Here is a 16,127-nt window from a genome sequence, read left to right as displayed (position 1 = left end):
GGCAGTCGCCCGTGCACCAAGGAACAAGGGAGAGCGCATGGATCCTGTAACGTTGACGGACCGTGTAACGCCGGACCTGACAAGTCGGCCCAAAAATCGGCGCGAGATCGTCGGAAAAAAAGCGCTGTGTGCACGGCTCGGATGGTCACGGCCGGCGCTCGATCGGCGGCTGCGGCGCGACGATTTCTTTCCTGTGCTGCACTGCGGAAAACAGGGCGAACCGTGGCAATTCGATCTGCCGGCCGTGATCGCGTATCTTGAGGCGGCCGGCTCGACCCCGCAACCGTCGAATTCGGTGCGAACGCGCGCGCTGTCAATGTCCTCGGAGGCCGGCTCGGACCTCTGTCGCGATCTGGCGCATGCTCGCGCGCTTTATCGCGTCATCGCTGATTTCGTGGCCGAGCTCGGCGCGACGCTCGGTCGAATCGGATCCGCCATCGACACCGACGCGGCGTTGCTGCGCTCGGACACGCCAGCCACCAACATCGAGAACGAGCATGACGATTGAGTCAGATCACACTGACGCGCAGCGCGCGCTCGTCAGCAAGAGCGCGTTGTGCAGACTGCTCGGATGGTCACGGCCAAAGCTCGATTTGCGACTGGAGACCGATCCTCACTTTCCTGTCTCATCCCGCGGCGTGAAGGGCGGCGGCTGGCAATTCGATACGGCTGACGTCGTTGCCTACCTTGGTGGCGGCGCGGTATCGCGGGGCGGGTCGACGGAGCTCAATGCGATCACCCGCCCGTCTGCCCAACTGGCTCGCGCGGCCACCGTTGAGCACCGTGGTGAGCATTCGGCTCGACAACGGCGCGATGCAGTCCAAGCCGAGATACTCGAGGACAAACTTCGGCGCGATCGCGGCGAACTGGTCCAGGCCAACGAAATGCGACGTGTGGTTCTATGTCTCCAAGGTGGCATCAACAAGGGCTTAGATCGGCTGTGCAAACAGATCGTCGAGCTACCTGGCATATCGGATGCCGATACCGTCGTGCGAGAACTTGTCGACGAATTGCGCGACATGATGGCGGCCGATCTGCGGACACTGCTCGGCTGATCGTCAACAACCGCAAACAGTACGAGATCAGCGTGACCGACAAGCAAACAGCCGCACAGGATCGGATCCCACACACCGACGATGCCGAGGAGTTTCTTCTGGTCGTGATGAAAATCCAAGCATCGACATGGAGTATCGAATCTAGGCCTCTGGCATTGATGCCGTACCTCCATGAGCGCCTGGATGACAACAACGAAGATGAATGAGGAGCGCTGACACGCTTTGACGCGGCACCGTATTGCGATTACACTTCGCGCCGCGGGGTGGAGCAGTCTGGCAGCTCGTCGGGCTCATAACCCGAAGGTCATAGGTTCAAATCCTATCCCCGCAACCAAACATCGAAGCCCGCTTTGCGACAGCAAGCGGGCTTTTTGCTCTCTGTACCCGAGTGCCCGCCCCCCTGAACGCGAGGCACGCAAATCGAAAACGACGCGCCTCATAGGAGATACCATCCATGAATACCGTCTTCCTACTGATGGCGCAGTACGGAGCAACTGCCGTCGTTCCGGTCGAACTTGTCTGCCGTGACTACTTCTCACATCTCACCGTTCCGCAGTTTGTCCGTAAGGTGAGTGCTGGGGAGATTGCCATCCCGCTCGTCCGAATTGAAAGATCGCTGAAGTCAGCTAAGGGTGTTCACGTTCAAGATCTCGCAAACTACATCGACGAGCGGCGTGCAGCTGCGCTGAAGGAGTGTACGCAGCTACGCACGTAGCCGCTGCCCTTATACGCCGATCAGTTGACGAGACTGAAGCCGATCGCGAGCGTGCTTGCAATGGCAAGCATTGCGCTTGCCCATCCGCAAACCTGACCCGCAACATTGATTCGCTTTCCAGCAGTGAGCCGATCGTACACATGGTCTATCGACTTGGACAGATCCCCGACATCGACCATCCGCGACTTGACCTCGTTGAGCATCCTGCTAAAGCTAACTGACGCGAGATACATATTCACGATCGCGAGAACAACGCCGAGCCCATATCCGAGCAAGGTAGCGGCACCGATCCATTTTGGATTCGGCAACTTAGCACCCGCCAACAAGGTTGCAACGCCGGCGAGGCCTGCTGCATTTAGCACGACCAGATGTTTGACTGTTTCAAGATCCCATGTGGATGAACGCTCCGACAAGCGCTCCCACCATTGATCGAGCATGGAACGCGCTGCGTGCCGCCGGGCCAGTTCCCTGCCTTGCGCGCCATCCCCAAGATCATTTCGGACATCCATAAGCTACATTTCCCTATTCGCGCCCAATACTCGAGAGAATATCGGATCGAGTGCATCGCAAGATGCTCGCGCCCAAGCCAACCACTGCCCAAGCTGCGATGTATCGGAGACGTCGATGCCGCGGTCTCGTGCCATGAGTTCGACACGCTCCAGGTAGCTTCGCCGGCGCTCGCATGCTTCCGATTGATCCGCCTCCGCGAACAGAGATTCAACGGCCAGCTTTTCCCGCTGAGCCGCTTCGATAGCAAATCGGTCGTGCCATGCCGCACTCTCGATACGGTGCATCAATTCGATGTGTTGTCGTGCCTGCTCTTTTCGGAATTCTTGGCGCGCGTCAAACCCGAGCACCGCAATCCGCAATCGCACGGCGAGCGTATTCAGCTGATCCTCAAGCGCAACATCAGCTTCATCTCGCACCCGAATTTCTTTGCCGGCATACGAGCTTTCTCGCATGGTGATCCGCAGTCTTCCAAGCGGACTCCACTTGTCGTGGCCGATGCCGCTTCCGGTTTTCTCCGTCATCTCGGACAATCGAAACTGCATGATGATGTCCTTGCACGCGATCACCGTGTGCGTGTCCGTGAGACGCACTTTGAATCCGCGCGCCTCCATCGCAACGAAGAATGCATCAGCGATCGACAGTGCTCTCTGACGAGCGTCCGAAGTGACGACTACTGCCGCATACCCGGGGCCAACATCCAATACGCGACCGGGTTTGGTAACCTTCCATTCGACCGCATGGAACCGCGGTTCTCCGTATGGATTGCGGCTCGGTTTATTCTCGATCGCGATTTGCCGGTCGACCTCGGCCAAGCGCTTGGCCAATGCCCTTATAAGGCGATGACGCCACTCTCCGTGTTCCACCGGTGCGATCCGAGTCTCTGGTCGTGCTTCTTCGCATTCAATGCTTTCGCGACTCGCCACATCATCTGCCGATTCCGCGACGCGGCGAGTATAGGCTTCGGGCTGAGCGTAGAGCACCGTCTGTCCATCGTGGCGTGGCAATGGTGTCCGCTCGACCTTTTGACCGGCGCGCAGCTTCGCCCAGTAACCGAGAGGGGGCAACGGTACCCTCAACTTCTGGCAGACCTTGCGCAAGCCATTGTCAGACATGCCATATCTCTTCGAGACAGTACTAACCGGGTCAGTCCATATCTCCGCGTAGAGCGTCTCGCGCTCGAATGTAATCGTGTCTGACATCGTGTTCCCCGATCCGACGGAGCAACTAGCCTACGCAGTCTTTCGGTATGGGTAAACCCAACACGGTCCGACTTTCTACACAGGCGGCCGGAGGCACTCGGCTCTACGGCCGCCGCGTCACATGCGCGAGAGCTACCAACCTATCATCCGAGTCGGGGGCATCGTTTCCCCGCAGAAAACCATCGTTCTGGCTGCAGATGGTAAATTATCGCTAGATCCAGCATCCGCTATCTGACGGCCTCGTGACATGGTCCGTCTAACGGACAAGCTGAGGCGAGCAAAAGCATAAGACCGTTATCGGGGGAATTCGAAAGTGCCTCAAGAGATAAAGAGCCTGATCATCCATCGGTTCGATAAGGCGCCGCACGGCGCCGGAAATGTGATTCCGGGTAAAGCAGAAATCGTTGTTACCCCTGTCGTTCAGACTCTCGTAGACCGCGTGCACGAGCTTTACTCTCATCGTACGAGCAAGCGCCACGGCAAGTTCGAAGACGACGAGAACAACTATCCTATGTCCCGCTACCTGCGGACCTGGTACGTTGATAAGGCTATCGATTTCGTCCAGATGACTGTCGACATGATGACGACGTTGAAGGACCGAGCGGACCGCACTCAGTTTGCCAAGGGTGGATACGTTCTGATTGCTCACCTCGCAAACGACGCACGGGAATTTCTACTTGTCGTTCAGCTCAACGATCGAGCCGGCTCTGCGATCGACGCCAACCTGAACATCGTGGAGAGCATATACCTTGATGTGGACGATCTTCGTGTCGCCGGCCGGATCGACGTCACAGGATGGCAAACCGGGGACATGGAGCGCTACGTCGGCTTCCTCAAAGGGAAAGGGGACGTTTCGGAATATTTCCGTCAGTTCCTTGGCTGCAATACAATCACGGACGCCGCGGCAGACACGCGAAGTCTGTTTCGTGCGCTTCGCTTGTTCGCGAAGGAGCAGGCGCTAGAGCCCGAGCCCAAAGCGGCCCTCCTCGATGAAGCTTTCAACATCTGCGCGGACCTATCGCAAAGAAATGTCCCCGTCGATCTCGATGCTCTGGCAAACCGGCTATACCCGAACGAGCCGGATCTATTGAAGAAGACGCTCGCGCGCGACGACTTCAAGCTCCCCGAGGGGTTGATTCCGAGCAAGAAGGAAGTGGCAAAACAGATGAGCTTCCGTGGCAAAGCGTCTAACTGGGCGGTAGAGATCCGTCGTACCGCCGTGCGCACTGAGGAAGTGACGATCGACGAACAGAATCGGCGCATCACGCTGAATGAAGTTCCTGACCAACTCTTGAGGAAATTGGCGGCTTGGAAAGCAGATGAGCCAGACCAAGTTTGAGCAACTCGCGGACCTGCTGGACCAGGTCCAATTCTCTCCCGCCAGCCGGGAGGGGGCGTTGCACGTCGCTGACGCGACTGTGCTAGCCGAGTTGCGCGCGATTGTCGACGACGAAGAGCTTGGACTCACTCTCCCCGAAGACGAAATCGACGACGTCGCGGTCGGTGATAATGTGGCAATCGAACTGCTTGAGCCCCGACTGGGAATCGGTATCTTTGCTACCACCTTCGATGACTTTTTACGCGCACCGTCGTCCCGAATCAAGCGTCCGAATCACTTCTACATACTTGACCTTCACTATAATTCCCTCGCCAATGGAGCGCCACCGGAACTAGTTAGTCGCTATGACGAATTACTGAAATTAATCAGCATCTTCCGGGAAACCGCGACCTACGTGGATGAGCCAAATGCTACCTTAGTCTACCTTGACAAGGAACGCTTTGACATTCAAATCCGCTACACCGTAGATGACATTGAAAAACTGGATGCTGCTTCGTTAAAGCTCATCACCGACAGCATCACCACTCAAGACAGCCATCGAGAGCAGAAGCTAGCGATCTTAGGGCAATCCCTTAAGGATTCAACAAAGAGCGTCCCAGATCGAGAGAGATTTTCAAATATCCTTAAGAAACTTAGTGAAATTCGAGATAGTTACGTAGAAGGATACAACCTCTTCGCAGCCAGTTTTTCTTACAGCAAAATCAAGAACGAGCTCGAAGCAGCAAAAGTGGAATACATCGGGAAAATTCACAAAGCCATTGCCGACATCCAGAACCAGCTTCTTGGGCTCCCGATCGCAACGGTGATTGTCGCCACACAAATGAAGGAGGCTAAAAATATCGATGCGCAATTCTGGACAAATAGCGCAGTTTTAGCCGGCGCATGGATATTTGCATTCCTTCTTTCTCTATTACTTAGAAATCAATTTCATACCCTGGATACGTTAAATCAGGATATTGAAAAACAGCGATCCGATCTTGAAAACAAGTATTCATCGATCGCAAAGCAATTCCGGGATGTATTTGGCTTTCTGAAACGAAGACTGTGCGCACAACGCTTGGCACTCTGGACGATCGCTGTGGTAGCAGTCATCGCAGCGGCACTAGCGACGTTCTTCTTCTTTATGCTCACCCAACCGGCCTACGATTGGTTCCACCGTGTTGTAACGCAACTTCCCCTCTCATAGGACAGGCTTTTTGGGGGAATCCTTGGGGGCACAAAGAAGCCAAGACAGACGAATTCCCCCCTCGTTGTTGTGCAACATGAGTTCTGTCGGGGGACCAACAATTTCCCGAAATTCCGCCTCAGCCTGAAAATCGCGCCGTCGGCACGCACAGCGTCCGAACGTCGGGTGCCCACGCTCACGCCCGGCCGCGTGTTCCGCCGAAACCACGTATGCCAGGCTGTGCCGGCCAATGGCCGCCAGGCCTGTGACCCCACCGCCCCGTCACCGCATCAACCCCGTCCTCACCTGCGGCATCAGACTCGCATTCGCGCCCGTCACGGCAAACGTCCCCGCCGACGACGCGCCCGCCGGCAGCGCCAGCGCACTGCCGTCCGCGAGCCGGTTCGCATCGACGACGATCTGGCTCGACGCGCAACCGTTCGTCAGCAACGAGACCGGCAACCCGGCGATCGACGAGAACGTGTTGCCCGTCACGCTGAACGAACACACGTTTCCGTACGCCCGGAACCCCGCATATCCGGAACCCGACACGCGGTTGTTCGCCACCGTGACATCCGACACGGCTCCCGACCACGTATCCAGCTCGATCGCGCCCTGCTGCGTCGGCTGCAATCCGTTGTTCACGTTCGCGTTCTGGATGTTGGTCACGGTATTGCCCGTGATGACGACGTTCGAAGCCCCGTAGGTTTTCCAGCTGTCCTCCTGCGCGGCCAGAATCCCCGCCGCCTTCTCGACGCCGTCGACCGTATTGTTCGAGATCGTCACCGCCTGCCCGCCGACAACGGTGATGCCGCGCCCCCAGGAATTGCCCGATACCGCGTTATGGTCGATCAGCACGTTGCTGCTCAGGCGGCCGTCGCCGAGATAGCTGACCACGGCGATCAGATCGTCGCCGGTGCCGGCCACCGTATTGTTCTGCACCAGCACGTTGGTCGATCCGTAGGTCGTATGAATGCCGTCGGCCAGCGTCGCCCGCACGGTATTGCCCACGATCGCGATACGGTTGCCGCCGAACACGAAGATCCCGGCGCTCGCGCCGCCCTGGATCGTCACCCCGAGCACCTGAACGTCCGAGCCCGTGACCTCCACCTTGGTCGACTCGGGCGTCGTGAGCCGCGTGGTGCCGGTGCCGGCCAGCGTCACGCCGACGAGCGTCGAGCCGGCGCCGCTCATCACGATCGTCTGGTCGGCGGGATTCGTCGCGGCCAGCGTCGCGCCGTATCCCGAGATCACCGCCTGCGGCACCGTCACGGCAAGCGAATGCCCGACGACGTAGCGGCCCGGCGCGATGACGAGGCGCTGGCCGGCACGCAGGCTGTCGAATGCCTTCTGCAACGCGTCGGCCTGGTCGCTGCCGTCGGCAGCCGGGGAGACCGTCACATCGGCGACCAGAATCGGTTTGGCGCCACTGGACGGCAGAAGCGTCGTGCCGGACGCGGAACCGGCCGGCGCAGCGGTCGGTGCCGGGCTGCCGGAATTCGTCGATGCAGCCGATGCGCCGGATGCAGCGCCGGCAGGTGCGACGGACGATGTCGATGTGCCCGCAACGGTTTGCGATGCCGGAGCCGCGCTGCCGTCACCGCCGCCGCATGCAGCAAGCCAAAGGCACAGCGCGGCAAGCATCGCCTGATCGACCGTACGCATACGAAGTTCCGCTAGCCCAGATTGGCGTCATCGTAAGTACGCTTGATTACTTTGTAAATGAATTCCGCCGTGCGCCTGCAAAACCGTTCGTTATCCTCTTCCATTCATAATCGCGCCATCACGGTGACATGCGGCACACGACGCCATCAAGGACTACCTGATGCAGACGGCGCGCGTCTTCACGCGCCGCTCGAGACCCGCAGGCTGCCTGATCGTGCTATCGGCACTGCATCCGTCCGAGCGCTCGGACACGGTCCGGCAAATGCTGATCGCGATGCGCGAGCAGACCGTCACCGCGTTACACGCGCGGCTGTGCGAAAGCGTTGCGACCGGAGAGCTCTCGGCACATGCGAACCTCGACGCGATCGCGCGCTACTACGTGACGGTGCAACAGGGGATGTCGATTCAGGCGCGCGACGGTGCGAGCCGTCGCGATCTGGAGGCGGTCGCGCAAGCCGCGCTGGCCGCATGCTGTGCTCGCACACGCGAGCGGCGGATAAAACGGCGGACCTCGGAAAGAAGCCCGCAAGCGAAACCACACGCGACCGTGCAGCGGCAAGCGCCCCTGCACGACCGCGCCGATGCATTACTGCGTCACGGCGTGCTGCACGTCCTTCGACGCATGCCACACGCGGTAGCGCACGTCGAAACCGTCCGGCACGTACACGACGAGCGGCAGGCGGCTGTTGTAGCGCAGCAGCTGGCCGTCGCCGCGCACCTGCACGAAGCGCTGCTGCGGCGCCTGGCCCGGGCAGGCCATCAGCGTCGACGCCGGCCCCTTCACGTCGGTCAGGCGATAGTACGTATAGCCCCAGCCCTTCACGTCCTCGGCGGTCAGTTCCCCGCCGAACCATTGCTGGTTGCAGTCGGTCTGCAGCGTCTTGCCGATCATCAGCTCGACGCGCGCGTCGCCTTCGTTCTCGAGCGCGGGCAGCGCGATCACCGCGCGCTGCTGGCCGGCCGTCGGCTGCGGGAACATCTTGATCGACTCGGCCGGCACGGCGGGCGCCGATGCGGGCCCGGCCGCGCAGGCGGCGGCGGTCGTCACGCAAAGGGCGGCCAGGACGGCCCGGATCGCGAATTTCATCGATGTGCTCCTGAAAAACAAATAGGCCCTGGATGCTAACACTTTCGCTCCAAGACCTTACGGCGCTGTAATTTCACGACACAATTGCATACAGCCGGCGATCCCCGCGCGCGGTACTTATACGGAAACCAACGGAGATCATCATGCTGAAGCTCATTGCTGCCGCCGGCGTCGCCACGCTGCTGGCCGGGTGCGTCGTCGGTCCGGACGCCGGATACGGCTACGGACAGCCCTACTATTCCGATCCCGGCTACGCGTACGGGCCGGCCTACGGGGCGTCGCCCGTGTACGGGACGGTCAACATCTGGGGCGGTGGCGGCGGGCGCGACTGGGACCGCGGACGCCGCGACTGGGATCGCGGACGCGACGGCTGGAATCGTGACCGCGGCGGCTGGGATCGCGACCGCAGCGAACGCGCCCGTCACGGCGGCTGGGGCCGCGGCGACGGACGCCGCGCCGACTGGAATGACGACGGCGGCGGGCGCGGCCAAGGCAACGGCGGCGGCCATCGCCACTGACGCAATTGCAACCGTTTGTATCCACGCACGCCCCACGTAAGGCCGATACGAGCCGCTAGACGACCGTCAAAAAGCAAGGCCCTCGCATCACCGCGAGGGCCTTTTGTCGTCCGCTCCACCGGAAACCGGGCGGCCGGCTACGCAACGCCGAACCTGCCCGCGCCTCATGCGCGTGCCCGCTTCTTACCACCCCGCCGGCTGCGCATAGCCGCCCGACACGGGCGCGCCGCACACGTACGCGCGCTGATAACGGTCGTAGCAATAGCTCGGGCCGTCGTCCTGGTATTGCGCCTGCTGGTAGGTCGGATAAGCCGGCTGCTGGTAGGCCGGTGCCTGGTAGTACGTCGGCGGCTGATAGGCCGGTGCCTGATACACGGGCGCCTGATACGCGACGGGCGGATTCATCGCCGACGTCACGATCGCGCCGAGCACCGCGCCGCCGATCAGCGCGCCGATGACGGCGCCCCCGTCGCGGCCATGCGCGGACGCCGGGCCCGCCACGGCGAGCGAACCGGCGAGGACACATACAGCGGCAATCTTTTTCATGATGGACTCCCACGCGAAGTGGTACTGGATGCGATGCATTGTGGCCGCGCCCGGCCGTAATAGATGCAGCAAGTGGTAACGCGCCATTACGGGTATCACGCACGCCGAAACGCGGCACGGCCGTGCTACGATTTTCGGCACACTGGAGACGCCTTCATGCAGCCCGAAACCGCCCGCCGTTTCGATACCGAATTCGCGCCGCGCATCGCGCAGGCGATCGCCGCCTTCTTCGCCGACCACGTACTGACCGACGTCGTCCCGTACGGCGGCCACGGGCAACCGACGCGCGTGCAGATCCGCAGCGCGCCGCACGAGCACGTGAGCGGCTTCGTGCATCCGCTGAACCTCGAACTGACCTGGGACACCGACGAGATCGAACGGTTGATGGAGCCCGACGGGCCCATGCGCTTCGAGCACTACCTGAGCGCGCTGCCGAGGAAGCTGAGCGCATGGGAGGGCGCGCGCGACATCGACCTCGCGTCGCGCACGCAGGCCGACCCGCTCGTGCGGCTCGGCGGCCTCGATTTCGAAGGCTGAACGCGCGCGCCGGCCGGCGGCGGTGTCGGCGTCGCGCGATTCGGCCCGGTGATACACTCGACCGGCCCCGCGCCGGCGCCGCCAGGCTGGCCGGACCGTCCACCGCCGCCTCCACCCGCAAGCATGGTTGCGCACGCAACCGGCACCCGGGCACGCGGACAACCACGCTTTCGCTCCCGCCATGAACGCCGATACCGGCCTGCCGCTTCCGCAACGCTACTGGGCGATCGTCTGCGTCGCACTGGGCATCACGCTCGCCGTGCTCGACGGCGCCATCGCGAACGTCGCGCTGCCGACGATCGCGCGCGACCTGCACGCGTCCGATGCCGCATCGATCTGGATCGTCAACGCGTACCAGCTCGCGGTCACGATCACGCTGCTGCCGCTCGCGTCGCTCGGCGAACGCGTCGGCTATCGCCGCATCTACATCGCGGGTCTTGCGCTCTTCACCGCGGCGTCGCTCGGCTGCGCGCTCGCCGGCTCGCTGCCGACGCTCGCGGTGATGCGCGTGATCCAGGGGTTCGGTGCGGCCGGCATCATGAGCGTCAACGCGGCGCTGGTGCGCATGATCTACCCGTCGTCGATGCTCGGGCGCGGGCTGTCGATCAACGCGATGGTGGTCGCGCTGTCGTCGGCGATCGGCCCGACGGTCGCATCGGCGATCCTGTCGTTCGCGTCGTGGCCCTGGCTGTTCGCGGTCAACGTGCCGATCGGCATCGCCGCGGTGTTCGGCAGCCTGCGCGCGCTGCCGGCCAACCCGCTGCACGACGCACCGTACGACTTCCCGAGCGCGCTGATGAACGCCTGCGTGTTCGGCCTGCTGATCATGGCCGTCGACGGGCTCGGTCACGGCGAAAGCCACGCGTACGTCGCGGCCGAGCTGGCCGTCGCGTTCGGCGTCGGCTACTTCTTCGTGAAGCGCCAGCTGTCGCAGCCGGCGCCGCTGCTGCCGGTCGACCTGATGCGCATCCCGATGTTCGCGCTGTCGATCTGCACGTCGGTCGCGTCGTTCACGTCGCAGATGCTCGCGTTCGTCGCGCTGCCGTTCTGGCTCCAACATTCGCTCGGCTTCTCCCAGGTAGAAACCGGCCTCTACATGACGCCGTGGCCGCTCGTGATCGTATTCGCCGCGCCGCTCGCGGGCGTGCTGTCGGACCGCTATTCGGCCGGCATCCTCGGCGGCATCGGGCTCGCGCTGTTCGCGGCCGGGCTGCTGTCGCTCGCGACGATCGGCGCGCACCCGGGTACCGTGGACATCGTGTGGCGGATGGCGCTGTGCGGCGCGGGCTTCGGGCTGTTCCAGTCGCCGAACAATCGCGCGATGCTGTCGTCGGCGCCGCGCGAGCGCAGCGGCGGCGCGGGCGGGATGCTGAGCACGGCGCGCCTGACGGGCCAGACGCTCGGTGCCGCGCTCGTCGCGCTGATTTTCGGGCTGGCGCCCGACCGCGGTCCGACGATCGCGCTCTATGTCGCCACGGTGTTCGCGGCGGTCGCCGCGGTGGTCAGCATGCTGCGCATCGCGTCGCCGCGCCCCGACGCTGCGGCCTGATGCGGCGACTTCACGCTGCGACCTGACGCCGCAGCGCGCCGCGCCCGCGACTCAGGCAGCGTCGAGCGCGTCCATCACGAAGCGCACGCGCGCCTTCACGCTCACGCGCGGCAGCTCGATCAGCCGATAACCATACGCCGTATAGCAGTCGACCATCGCGTCGTAGGTGCGCACGGCCTCCGCGAAATCCTGCCGGCGCTCGGTGTCGTGCGTGTAGATCTCGGGCCACGGCGGCGCGATGAACACACGCCGGTGATAGCGGAAGCGCCGCGCCGCGGCCTCCGCGTGTGCGGGCACCGCAAGGCCCGTCAGCCGCAGGTAACCGATCACGTCCGGCACGCCGCGATCGAAGAACACGGGCCCGCGCGCGCCTCGCGCGAGATGGTGCGAACGCATCTCCCAGTTCAGCATCTGCTCGGCGAATGCGGCCCGGTCGCGCCACGGCAGCGCCGGGCCGTCGATCGCCATCTGGTCGCGGATCACGCCGCGCCCGGCCTCGTGCGAGCGCGCGAAACCGGTACGCTCGAGCGCATCGAGCAACGTGCTCTTGCCGGAGCCGGGGCCGCCCGTGACGATGAAGAAGCGGGCGGCCGCATCGTCCGCCGCGCAACCCTCCTCCACGCGCTCGGACATCCGCTCAGACATGCGCGGCCCGCCGGCCCGCGCGCCGCGTGACCGACGCGGCCGCCGCGACGCTGCGCAGGTCGGCGACGAACGTGTCGCGCCAGACCGACAGGTTGTTCTCGCGCAGCCGCGCGAGGTTCGCCTCGTGCCGCGCCCGCCGCTCGGCGAGCGGCATCGACAGCGCGCGCTCGAGCGCATCGGCCATCTGCGACAGGTCGTACGGATTGACGAGCAGCGCGCCGCTCAGCTCGGCCGCCGCGCCCGCGAACTCCGACAGCACGAGCACGCCCGGATCGGCCGGGTCCTGCGACGCGACGTATTCCTTCGCAACGAGATTCATCCCGTCGCGCAACGGCGTCACGTAGCCGACCTGCGACATCCGGAAGAACGCCATCAGCAGATTGCGCTCGTACTTGCGGTTCAGGTACTGGATCGGCGTCCAGTCGAGCTGCGAGAAGCGGCCGTTGATCCGGCCGGCCTCGCCTTCGAGCGTCTCGCGAATGCGCTGGTAGGTCTGCACGTCGGAGCGCGTCGGCGGCGCGATCTGCACGAGCGACACGCGCCCCTGCCAGCCCGGTTGGTTGGCGAGCATCCGCTCGAACGCCTGGAAGCGCTCGACGAGCCCCTTCGAATAGTCGAGCCGGTCGACGCTCATCACGAGCTTGCGGCCCCCGAGCGCGTCGCGCAGCATCTTCACCGGCTTGCGCGAGCCATACTGGACGGCCGCCTCGGCGATCGCATCCGGATGCACGCCGATCGGATAGGCGGCGACCTTCACGACGCGGCCGTGCGCATGCAGCATCCCGTCGTCGCTCGCCGCGCCGATGCCGCGCCGCTCGATGTAGTCGGTGAACGCCTGCTTGTCTGCGTCGGTCTGGAAACCCGCGATGTCGTACGCGCACATGAACTTCACGAGCTCGTCGTGCGGCGGCACGACGCGCAGCATGTCGGGCGACGGAAACGGAATGTGCAGGAAGAAGCCGATCGGATTCTTCACGCCGAGCTCGCGCAGGCAATGCGCGAACGGCAGCAGGTGATAGTCGTGCACCCAGATCAGGTCGTCGGGCCGCAGCAGCGCGGCGAGCTGCTTCGCGAGCATCGCGTTCACGCGCAGATAACCGGCGTACTCCTGCCGGTCGAAGCGCGCGAGATCGCTGCGGTAGTGAAACACCGGCCAGAGTGTCGCGTTCGAGAAACCGCGGTAGTACTGATCGTAGTCGCGCCGGGTCAGCCCCACCGTCGCATAGGTGACGTTGCCGTCCCGCTGGATCGCCGGTTGCGTGTCGGGCGTACCGACGATCTCGCCGTTCCAGCCGAACCAGACGCCGCCGGTTTCCTTCAGCGCATCCATCACGCCGACCGCGAGACCGCCTGCGCTCGGGCGCGTGTCCTCGCCGGCGGCGACACGGTTCGATACCACGATCAATCTGCTCATGCGGCTTCCCCTCCTCGATTCGATTGAATGACGCGCAGCGCGCGCCAAGGCGGACGCGACGGCCCGAAGGCAGTCGCGCGGCGATTCAGATGTGAGCGATGCAACCAGGCGCGCAATGAAATGCGGCAGCGGAATACAGCGGCGACAGCCTCAAGCGTCCTGCTCCTGGCCGAGGTCGCGTTGATAGTCGAGCCCTTCCGGGCGTGCGCCGCCCTGGTTGTGATCGCCGTCGGACGGCGTCTCGTCGGGCGCGCCGGCCGGCGCGTCGGTCTGCGGACGCGGGCGCTCGGCACCCGCATCGGGCGGCCGGGGAGAAAACCGTTTCGAACGGCGCATGGCTGGGTGTCTCATATGGCGCGCGGCTCGGAGCCGTCGTAGAAACATTCCATAACAAAACAGTCTAGGTCGCTTCCTCGCATGCCACGGTAACAATTACCTTCAATTTGTAACGTTTTGACCCCGGCTCCGACATCTGTCCGACAATAGCGCCGCGCGTACGCGCGCGACCCGCCGCCGGCCATTTGTCAAAGCTTTGCAGTTTTCCTATGACCATTGCGAAACAATGACGCGGCAAGGGCGCGCGCATGCGTCGCCGCTCACCCAGACAGGACTTGCACTCAGGGATGAACATGGGTTTCGAACCGCCGCGCCGGGCCACGCCGGCGCGCATCGTGCTGGCCGCGCTCGCCACCGCCGCACTGCTGTCCGGCTGCAACTCGCTGTACAGCGAAGGCGCGACCGCCGGCGCCGGTATCGCGGGCGCCGCGATCGCCTCCAAGGTCACCAACAACGCCGCCGTCGCGACGGGCATCGGCCTCGGCGCCGTCGCCGGTGCGCGTGCGGGCGTCCAGTACACGCAGCGCGTCGCGCACCGCTACACGCAGGAACAGATCGCGAAGGCGGCCGGCCCGCTCGACGTCGGCGGCGTCGCGCCGTGGACGACGCACCATTCGTTTCCGATCGAGGATGACGAACAGGGCCGCGTGACGGTCAGCCGGATGATCAGCATCGGCCCGCTCGACTGCAAGGAAATCGTGTTCGCGGTCGACACGCCCGCGAAGGCCGACAAGGCCGCGCAATCGGCGTTCTACGTCGCCACGATCTGCCGCGACGGTCCCGTGTGGAAATGGGCGTCGGCGGAACCGGCGACCGAACGCTGGGGCGCGCTGCAATGAGCGTCGCGATCCGAATCGCCGCGATCGGCGCGCTGTGCGCGGCCAGCGCCGCGCTGTCGGGCTGCGGCTCGGTCGGCGCGGCGAGCGGCGCGCTCGCCGGCGCGGCGACGGGCCTCGTCACCGCGAACCCGGCCGTCGGCGTCGGTGTCGGGATCGCCGTGCAGGCGGCGACCGACGAGGCCGTCAACCGCACGATGAAACAGCTCCATCAGAACCAGCAGGACGCGATCGCGAAGGCGGCCGGCAGCCTGGCCGTCGGCGAAGTGAAGCCGTGGAACGTGAAGAACACGCTGCCGCTCGAAAACGGCGAGGGCGAGGTGCGCGTCACGCGCGCGTACTCGACGGCGCTTGCGCTGTGCAAGGAATTCGCGTTCTCGGTGAAGGACGGCGACAAGGCCGCCTGGTATTTCGCGAATGCGTGCCAGCAAGGCACGCACTGGAAGTGGGCGTCGGCCGAACCGGCGGTCGACCGGTGGGGTAACCTGCAGTAACGATGCGATGCGCGGCGCCTGGCAGGCGCCGTGCGTGCGGATGCCGGGCCAGACGGCCCGGCTCGACGGCTCAGGACTCGACGTCCTCGAGACTGAAGATTTCGGTCTGGTCGTTGTACGAGAAGATCTCGCCGTAACGACCCCAGTCGATCACCGCGTCGAGCGTTTCCTCCGCCGCGCCGTCCGACAGGAAATCCTCCAGCTCCTGCTCGAAACGCACGCGCGGCGCACGATGGCCCGGGCGCTCGTTCAGCACCTTCTTGATCCGCGCGGCGAGCGGCACGTGCTTCAGCAGGTGATCCGCGAACATCAGCTTGCGCTCCTGCGTGCCGAATTCCGCGAACACACGCCCCGGCGGCGTCAGGAACACGTCGCCTTCGCGCACGTCGGCGAAGCCGAGGTACTGCAGCACTTCGGCGATCGGGAACAGGTCGTCGACCTCCAGATGCAGCGTGCGCGCGATTTCCGGCATGTCGGCACGGCCGTGGTACGGCGCCATCGCAAGCGTCTCGATCAG

21 protein-coding genes, 1 tRNA gene and 1 pseudogene are annotated in these 16,127 nt (G+C 63.8%); 14 read left to right on the top strand and 9 right to left on the bottom strand.

What is annotated here, in order from left to right; translation table 11 throughout:
* The first annotated feature begins 37 nt into the window (after positions 1 to 37).
* The 5 genes from DIE02_RS27855 to DIE02_RS27840 all read left to right on the top strand — a co-directional run bounded on the left by DIE02_RS27855 (position 38) and on the right by DIE02_RS27840 (position 1,770).
* The gene (locus DIE02_RS27855) at positions 38 to 508 is read left to right on the top strand and encodes a hypothetical protein (RefSeq protein WP_124529906.1); all 471 of its coding nucleotides are present in this window, start codon (positions 38 to 40) and stop codon (positions 506 to 508) included.
* A complete protein-coding gene (locus DIE02_RS27850) occupies positions 498 to 1,055 on the top strand; it encodes a hypothetical protein (RefSeq protein ID WP_124529904.1) in 558 nt (185 codons plus the stop codon). The genes DIE02_RS27855 and DIE02_RS27850 overlap by 11 nt, the downstream gene beginning before the upstream one ends.
* 32 nt (positions 1,056 to 1,087) lie before the next feature.
* Positions 1,088 to 1,261 (top strand): hypothetical protein, encoded by a 174-nt coding sequence (locus DIE02_RS35665; RefSeq protein WP_185702660.1) that lies wholly within the window; start codon positions 1,088 to 1,090, stop codon positions 1,259 to 1,261.
* Positions 1,262 to 1,312: 51 nt separating this feature from the next.
* A tRNA-Met gene (locus tag DIE02_RS27845) sits at positions 1,313 to 1,389 on the top strand.
* A gap of 120 nt (positions 1,390 to 1,509) precedes the next feature.
* Entirely contained in the window at positions 1,510 to 1,770 is a 261-nt protein-coding gene (locus tag DIE02_RS27840; RefSeq protein ID WP_124529902.1) for a pyocin activator PrtN family protein, read from the top strand.
* Between the two features lie 20 nt (positions 1,771 to 1,790).
* On the opposite strand, the gene DIE02_RS27835 is transcribed toward DIE02_RS27840, so the two are convergent.
* Both DIE02_RS27835 and DIE02_RS27830 read right to left on the bottom strand, forming a co-directional pair.
* Positions 1,791 to 2,207, bottom strand: a complete 417-nt coding sequence (locus DIE02_RS27835; RefSeq protein WP_124529900.1) for a hypothetical protein — start codon at positions 2,205 to 2,207, stop codon at positions 1,791 to 1,793.
* A 75-nt stretch (positions 2,208 to 2,282) separates the two neighbouring features.
* The gene (locus DIE02_RS27830; protein WP_260441530.1) at positions 2,283 to 3,392 is read right to left on the bottom strand and encodes a hypothetical protein; all 1,110 of its coding nucleotides are present in this window, start codon (positions 3,390 to 3,392) and stop codon (positions 2,283 to 2,285) included.
* Between the two features lie 400 nt (positions 3,393 to 3,792).
* On the opposite strand from DIE02_RS27830, the gene DIE02_RS27825 reads away from it, so the two are divergent.
* A complete protein-coding gene (locus tag DIE02_RS27825) occupies positions 3,793 to 4,818 on the top strand; it encodes a nucleoid-associated protein (RefSeq protein WP_124529896.1) in 1,026 nt (341 codons plus the stop codon).
* Positions 4,799 to 6,004 carry a hypothetical protein gene (locus tag DIE02_RS27820; protein ID WP_124529894.1) on the top strand — a complete coding sequence of 402 codons (1,206 nt, stop codon included), beginning with the start codon at positions 4,799 to 4,801 and terminating at the stop codon, positions 6,002 to 6,004. The genes DIE02_RS27825 and DIE02_RS27820 overlap by 20 nt, the downstream gene beginning before the upstream one ends.
* Before the next feature lie 261 nt (positions 6,005 to 6,265).
* Here DIE02_RS27820 and DIE02_RS27815 read toward each other — a convergent pair whose 3' ends face one another.
* Positions 6,266 to 7,384 carry a right-handed parallel beta-helix repeat-containing protein gene (locus DIE02_RS27815; protein WP_124487157.1) on the bottom strand — a complete coding sequence of 373 codons (1,119 nt, stop codon included), beginning with the start codon at positions 7,382 to 7,384 and terminating at the stop codon, positions 6,266 to 6,268.
* A gap of 19 nt (positions 7,385 to 7,403) precedes the next feature.
* On the opposite strand from DIE02_RS27815, the gene DIE02_RS27810 reads away from it, so the two are divergent.
* Both DIE02_RS27810 and DIE02_RS36160 read left to right on the top strand, forming a co-directional pair.
* On the top strand, positions 7,404 to 7,634 hold the full coding sequence (locus DIE02_RS27810) for a hypothetical protein (protein ID WP_124487156.1): 231 nt from the start codon (positions 7,404 to 7,406) through the stop codon (positions 7,632 to 7,634).
* A 144-nt stretch (positions 7,635 to 7,778) separates the two neighbouring features.
* Positions 7,779 to 8,117 (top strand): annotated as a pseudogene (locus DIE02_RS36160) (TetR family transcriptional regulator C-terminal domain-containing protein); the annotation flags it as partial.
* A gap of 117 nt (positions 8,118 to 8,234) precedes the next feature.
* Here DIE02_RS36160 and eco read toward each other — a convergent pair.
* A complete protein-coding gene (gene eco, locus DIE02_RS27800) occupies positions 8,235 to 8,735 on the bottom strand; it encodes a serine protease inhibitor ecotin (protein WP_044846395.1) in 501 nt (166 codons plus the stop codon).
* Between the two features lie 143 nt (positions 8,736 to 8,878).
* Here eco and DIE02_RS27795 point away from each other — a divergent pair, with 143 nt between their 5' ends.
* A complete protein-coding gene (locus tag DIE02_RS27795; RefSeq protein WP_124487155.1) occupies positions 8,879 to 9,253 on the top strand; it encodes a hypothetical protein in 375 nt (124 codons plus the stop codon).
* A 183-nt stretch (positions 9,254 to 9,436) separates the two neighbouring features.
* Here the strand turns inward: DIE02_RS27795 and DIE02_RS27790 are convergent, their stop codons facing one another.
* Complete coding sequence (locus DIE02_RS27790; RefSeq protein ID WP_044846393.1) at positions 9,437 to 9,838, bottom strand: hypothetical protein; 402 nt, start codon at positions 9,836 to 9,838, stop codon at positions 9,437 to 9,439.
* 117 nt (positions 9,839 to 9,955) lie between these two features.
* On the opposite strand from DIE02_RS27790, the gene DIE02_RS27785 reads away from it, so the two are divergent.
* Together DIE02_RS27785 and DIE02_RS27780 are read left to right on the top strand one after the other, a co-directional pair.
* Complete coding sequence (locus DIE02_RS27785) at positions 9,956 to 10,336, top strand: DUF5594 family protein (RefSeq protein WP_044846392.1); 381 nt, start codon at positions 9,956 to 9,958, stop codon at positions 10,334 to 10,336.
* 181 nt (positions 10,337 to 10,517) lie between these two features.
* Complete coding sequence (locus tag DIE02_RS27780) at positions 10,518 to 11,885, top strand: MFS transporter (RefSeq protein ID WP_044846391.1); 1,368 nt, start codon at positions 10,518 to 10,520, stop codon at positions 11,883 to 11,885.
* Between the two features lie 51 nt (positions 11,886 to 11,936).
* On the opposite strand, the gene DIE02_RS27775 is transcribed toward DIE02_RS27780, so the two are convergent.
* The 3 genes from DIE02_RS27775 to DIE02_RS27765 form a co-directional block, all read right to left on the bottom strand.
* A complete protein-coding gene (locus DIE02_RS27775) occupies positions 11,937 to 12,518 on the bottom strand; it encodes an AAA family ATPase (protein WP_124529932.1) in 582 nt (193 codons plus the stop codon).
* Positions 12,519 to 12,522: 4 nt separating this feature from the next.
* Positions 12,523 to 13,944, bottom strand: coding sequence for an alpha,alpha-trehalose-phosphate synthase (UDP-forming) (gene otsA / locus DIE02_RS27770; RefSeq protein ID WP_124487154.1), 1,422 nt, complete (start codon positions 13,942 to 13,944; stop codon positions 12,523 to 12,525).
* Between the two features lie 150 nt (positions 13,945 to 14,094).
* Positions 14,095 to 14,280: a hypothetical protein gene (locus tag DIE02_RS27765; protein ID WP_059527452.1), complete on the bottom strand. Its 186-nt coding sequence runs from the start codon at positions 14,278 to 14,280 to the stop codon at positions 14,095 to 14,097.
* Between the two features lie 287 nt (positions 14,281 to 14,567).
* On the opposite strand from DIE02_RS27765, the gene DIE02_RS27760 reads away from it, so the two are divergent.
* Together DIE02_RS27760 and DIE02_RS27755 are read left to right on the top strand one after the other, a co-directional pair.
* The gene (locus DIE02_RS27760) at positions 14,568 to 15,119 is read left to right on the top strand and encodes a hypothetical protein (RefSeq protein ID WP_044846387.1); all 552 of its coding nucleotides are present in this window, start codon (positions 14,568 to 14,570) and stop codon (positions 15,117 to 15,119) included.
* Positions 15,116 to 15,610, top strand: coding sequence for a hypothetical protein (locus DIE02_RS27755; RefSeq protein WP_124487153.1), 495 nt, complete (start codon positions 15,116 to 15,118; stop codon positions 15,608 to 15,610). The genes DIE02_RS27760 and DIE02_RS27755 overlap by 4 nt, the downstream gene beginning before the upstream one ends.
* A 70-nt stretch (positions 15,611 to 15,680) precedes the next feature.
* On the opposite strand, the gene DIE02_RS27750 is transcribed toward DIE02_RS27755, so the two are convergent.
* The coding region (locus tag DIE02_RS27750; protein ID WP_179949125.1) for an AAA-associated domain-containing protein at positions 15,681 to 16,127 on the bottom strand (447 nt) is incomplete at its 5' end.

This window comes from Burkholderia sp. Bp8991 (assembly GCF_003853795.1).
Taxonomy (GTDB): domain Bacteria; phylum Pseudomonadota; class Gammaproteobacteria; order Burkholderiales; family Burkholderiaceae; genus Burkholderia.
Note: the sequence above shows the minus strand (reverse complement) of the source record. Positions and strands in the feature narration are given on the sequence as shown.

Bases quoted from the DNA above. Each gene is read 5' to 3' on its own strand.
- DIE02_RS27850 (WP_124529904.1), top strand. From the start codon at position 498: ATGACGATTGAGTCAGATCACACTGACGCGCAGCGCGCGCTCGTCAGC.
- otsA (WP_124487154.1), bottom strand. From the start codon at position 13,944: ATGAGCAGATTGATCGTGGTATCGAACCGTGTCGCCGCCGGCGAGGAC.
- DIE02_RS27835 (WP_124529900.1), bottom strand. From the start codon at position 2,207: ATGCTCGATCAATGGTGGGAGCGCTTGTCGGAGCGTTCATCCACATGG.
- DIE02_RS27820 (WP_124529894.1), top strand. From the start codon at position 4,799: ATGAGCCAGACCAAGTTTGAGCAACTCGCGGACCTGCTGGACCAGGTC.
- DIE02_RS27775 (WP_124529932.1), bottom strand. From the start codon at position 12,518: ATGTCCGAGCGCGTGGAGGAGGGTTGCGCGGCGGACGATGCGGCCGCC.
- DIE02_RS27855 (WP_124529906.1), top strand. From the start codon at position 38: ATGGATCCTGTAACGTTGACGGACCGTGTAACGCCGGACCTGACAAGT.
- DIE02_RS27755 (WP_124487153.1), top strand. From the start codon at position 15,116: ATGAGCGTCGCGATCCGAATCGCCGCGATCGGCGCGCTGTGCGCGGCC.
- DIE02_RS27840 (WP_124529902.1), top strand. From the start codon at position 1,510: ATGAATACCGTCTTCCTACTGATGGCGCAGTACGGAGCAACTGCCGTC.
- DIE02_RS27760 (WP_044846387.1), top strand. From the start codon at position 14,568: ATGAACATGGGTTTCGAACCGCCGCGCCGGGCCACGCCGGCGCGCATC.
- DIE02_RS27780 (WP_044846391.1), top strand. From the start codon at position 10,518: ATGAACGCCGATACCGGCCTGCCGCTTCCGCAACGCTACTGGGCGATC.
- DIE02_RS27830 (WP_260441530.1), bottom strand. From the start codon at position 3,392: ATGTCTGACAATGGCTTGCGCAAGGTCTGCCAGAAGTTGAGGGTACCG.
- DIE02_RS27790 (WP_044846393.1), bottom strand. From the start codon at position 9,838: ATGCATCGCATCCAGTACCACTTCGCGTGGGAGTCCATCATGAAAAAG.
- DIE02_RS27765 (WP_059527452.1), bottom strand. From the start codon at position 14,280: ATGCGCCGTTCGAAACGGTTTTCTCCCCGGCCGCCCGATGCGGGTGCC.
- DIE02_RS27785 (WP_044846392.1), top strand. From the start codon at position 9,956: ATGCAGCCCGAAACCGCCCGCCGTTTCGATACCGAATTCGCGCCGCGC.
- DIE02_RS27795 (WP_124487155.1), top strand. From the start codon at position 8,879: ATGCTGAAGCTCATTGCTGCCGCCGGCGTCGCCACGCTGCTGGCCGGG.
- eco (WP_044846395.1), bottom strand. From the start codon at position 8,735: ATGAAATTCGCGATCCGGGCCGTCCTGGCCGCCCTTTGCGTGACGACC.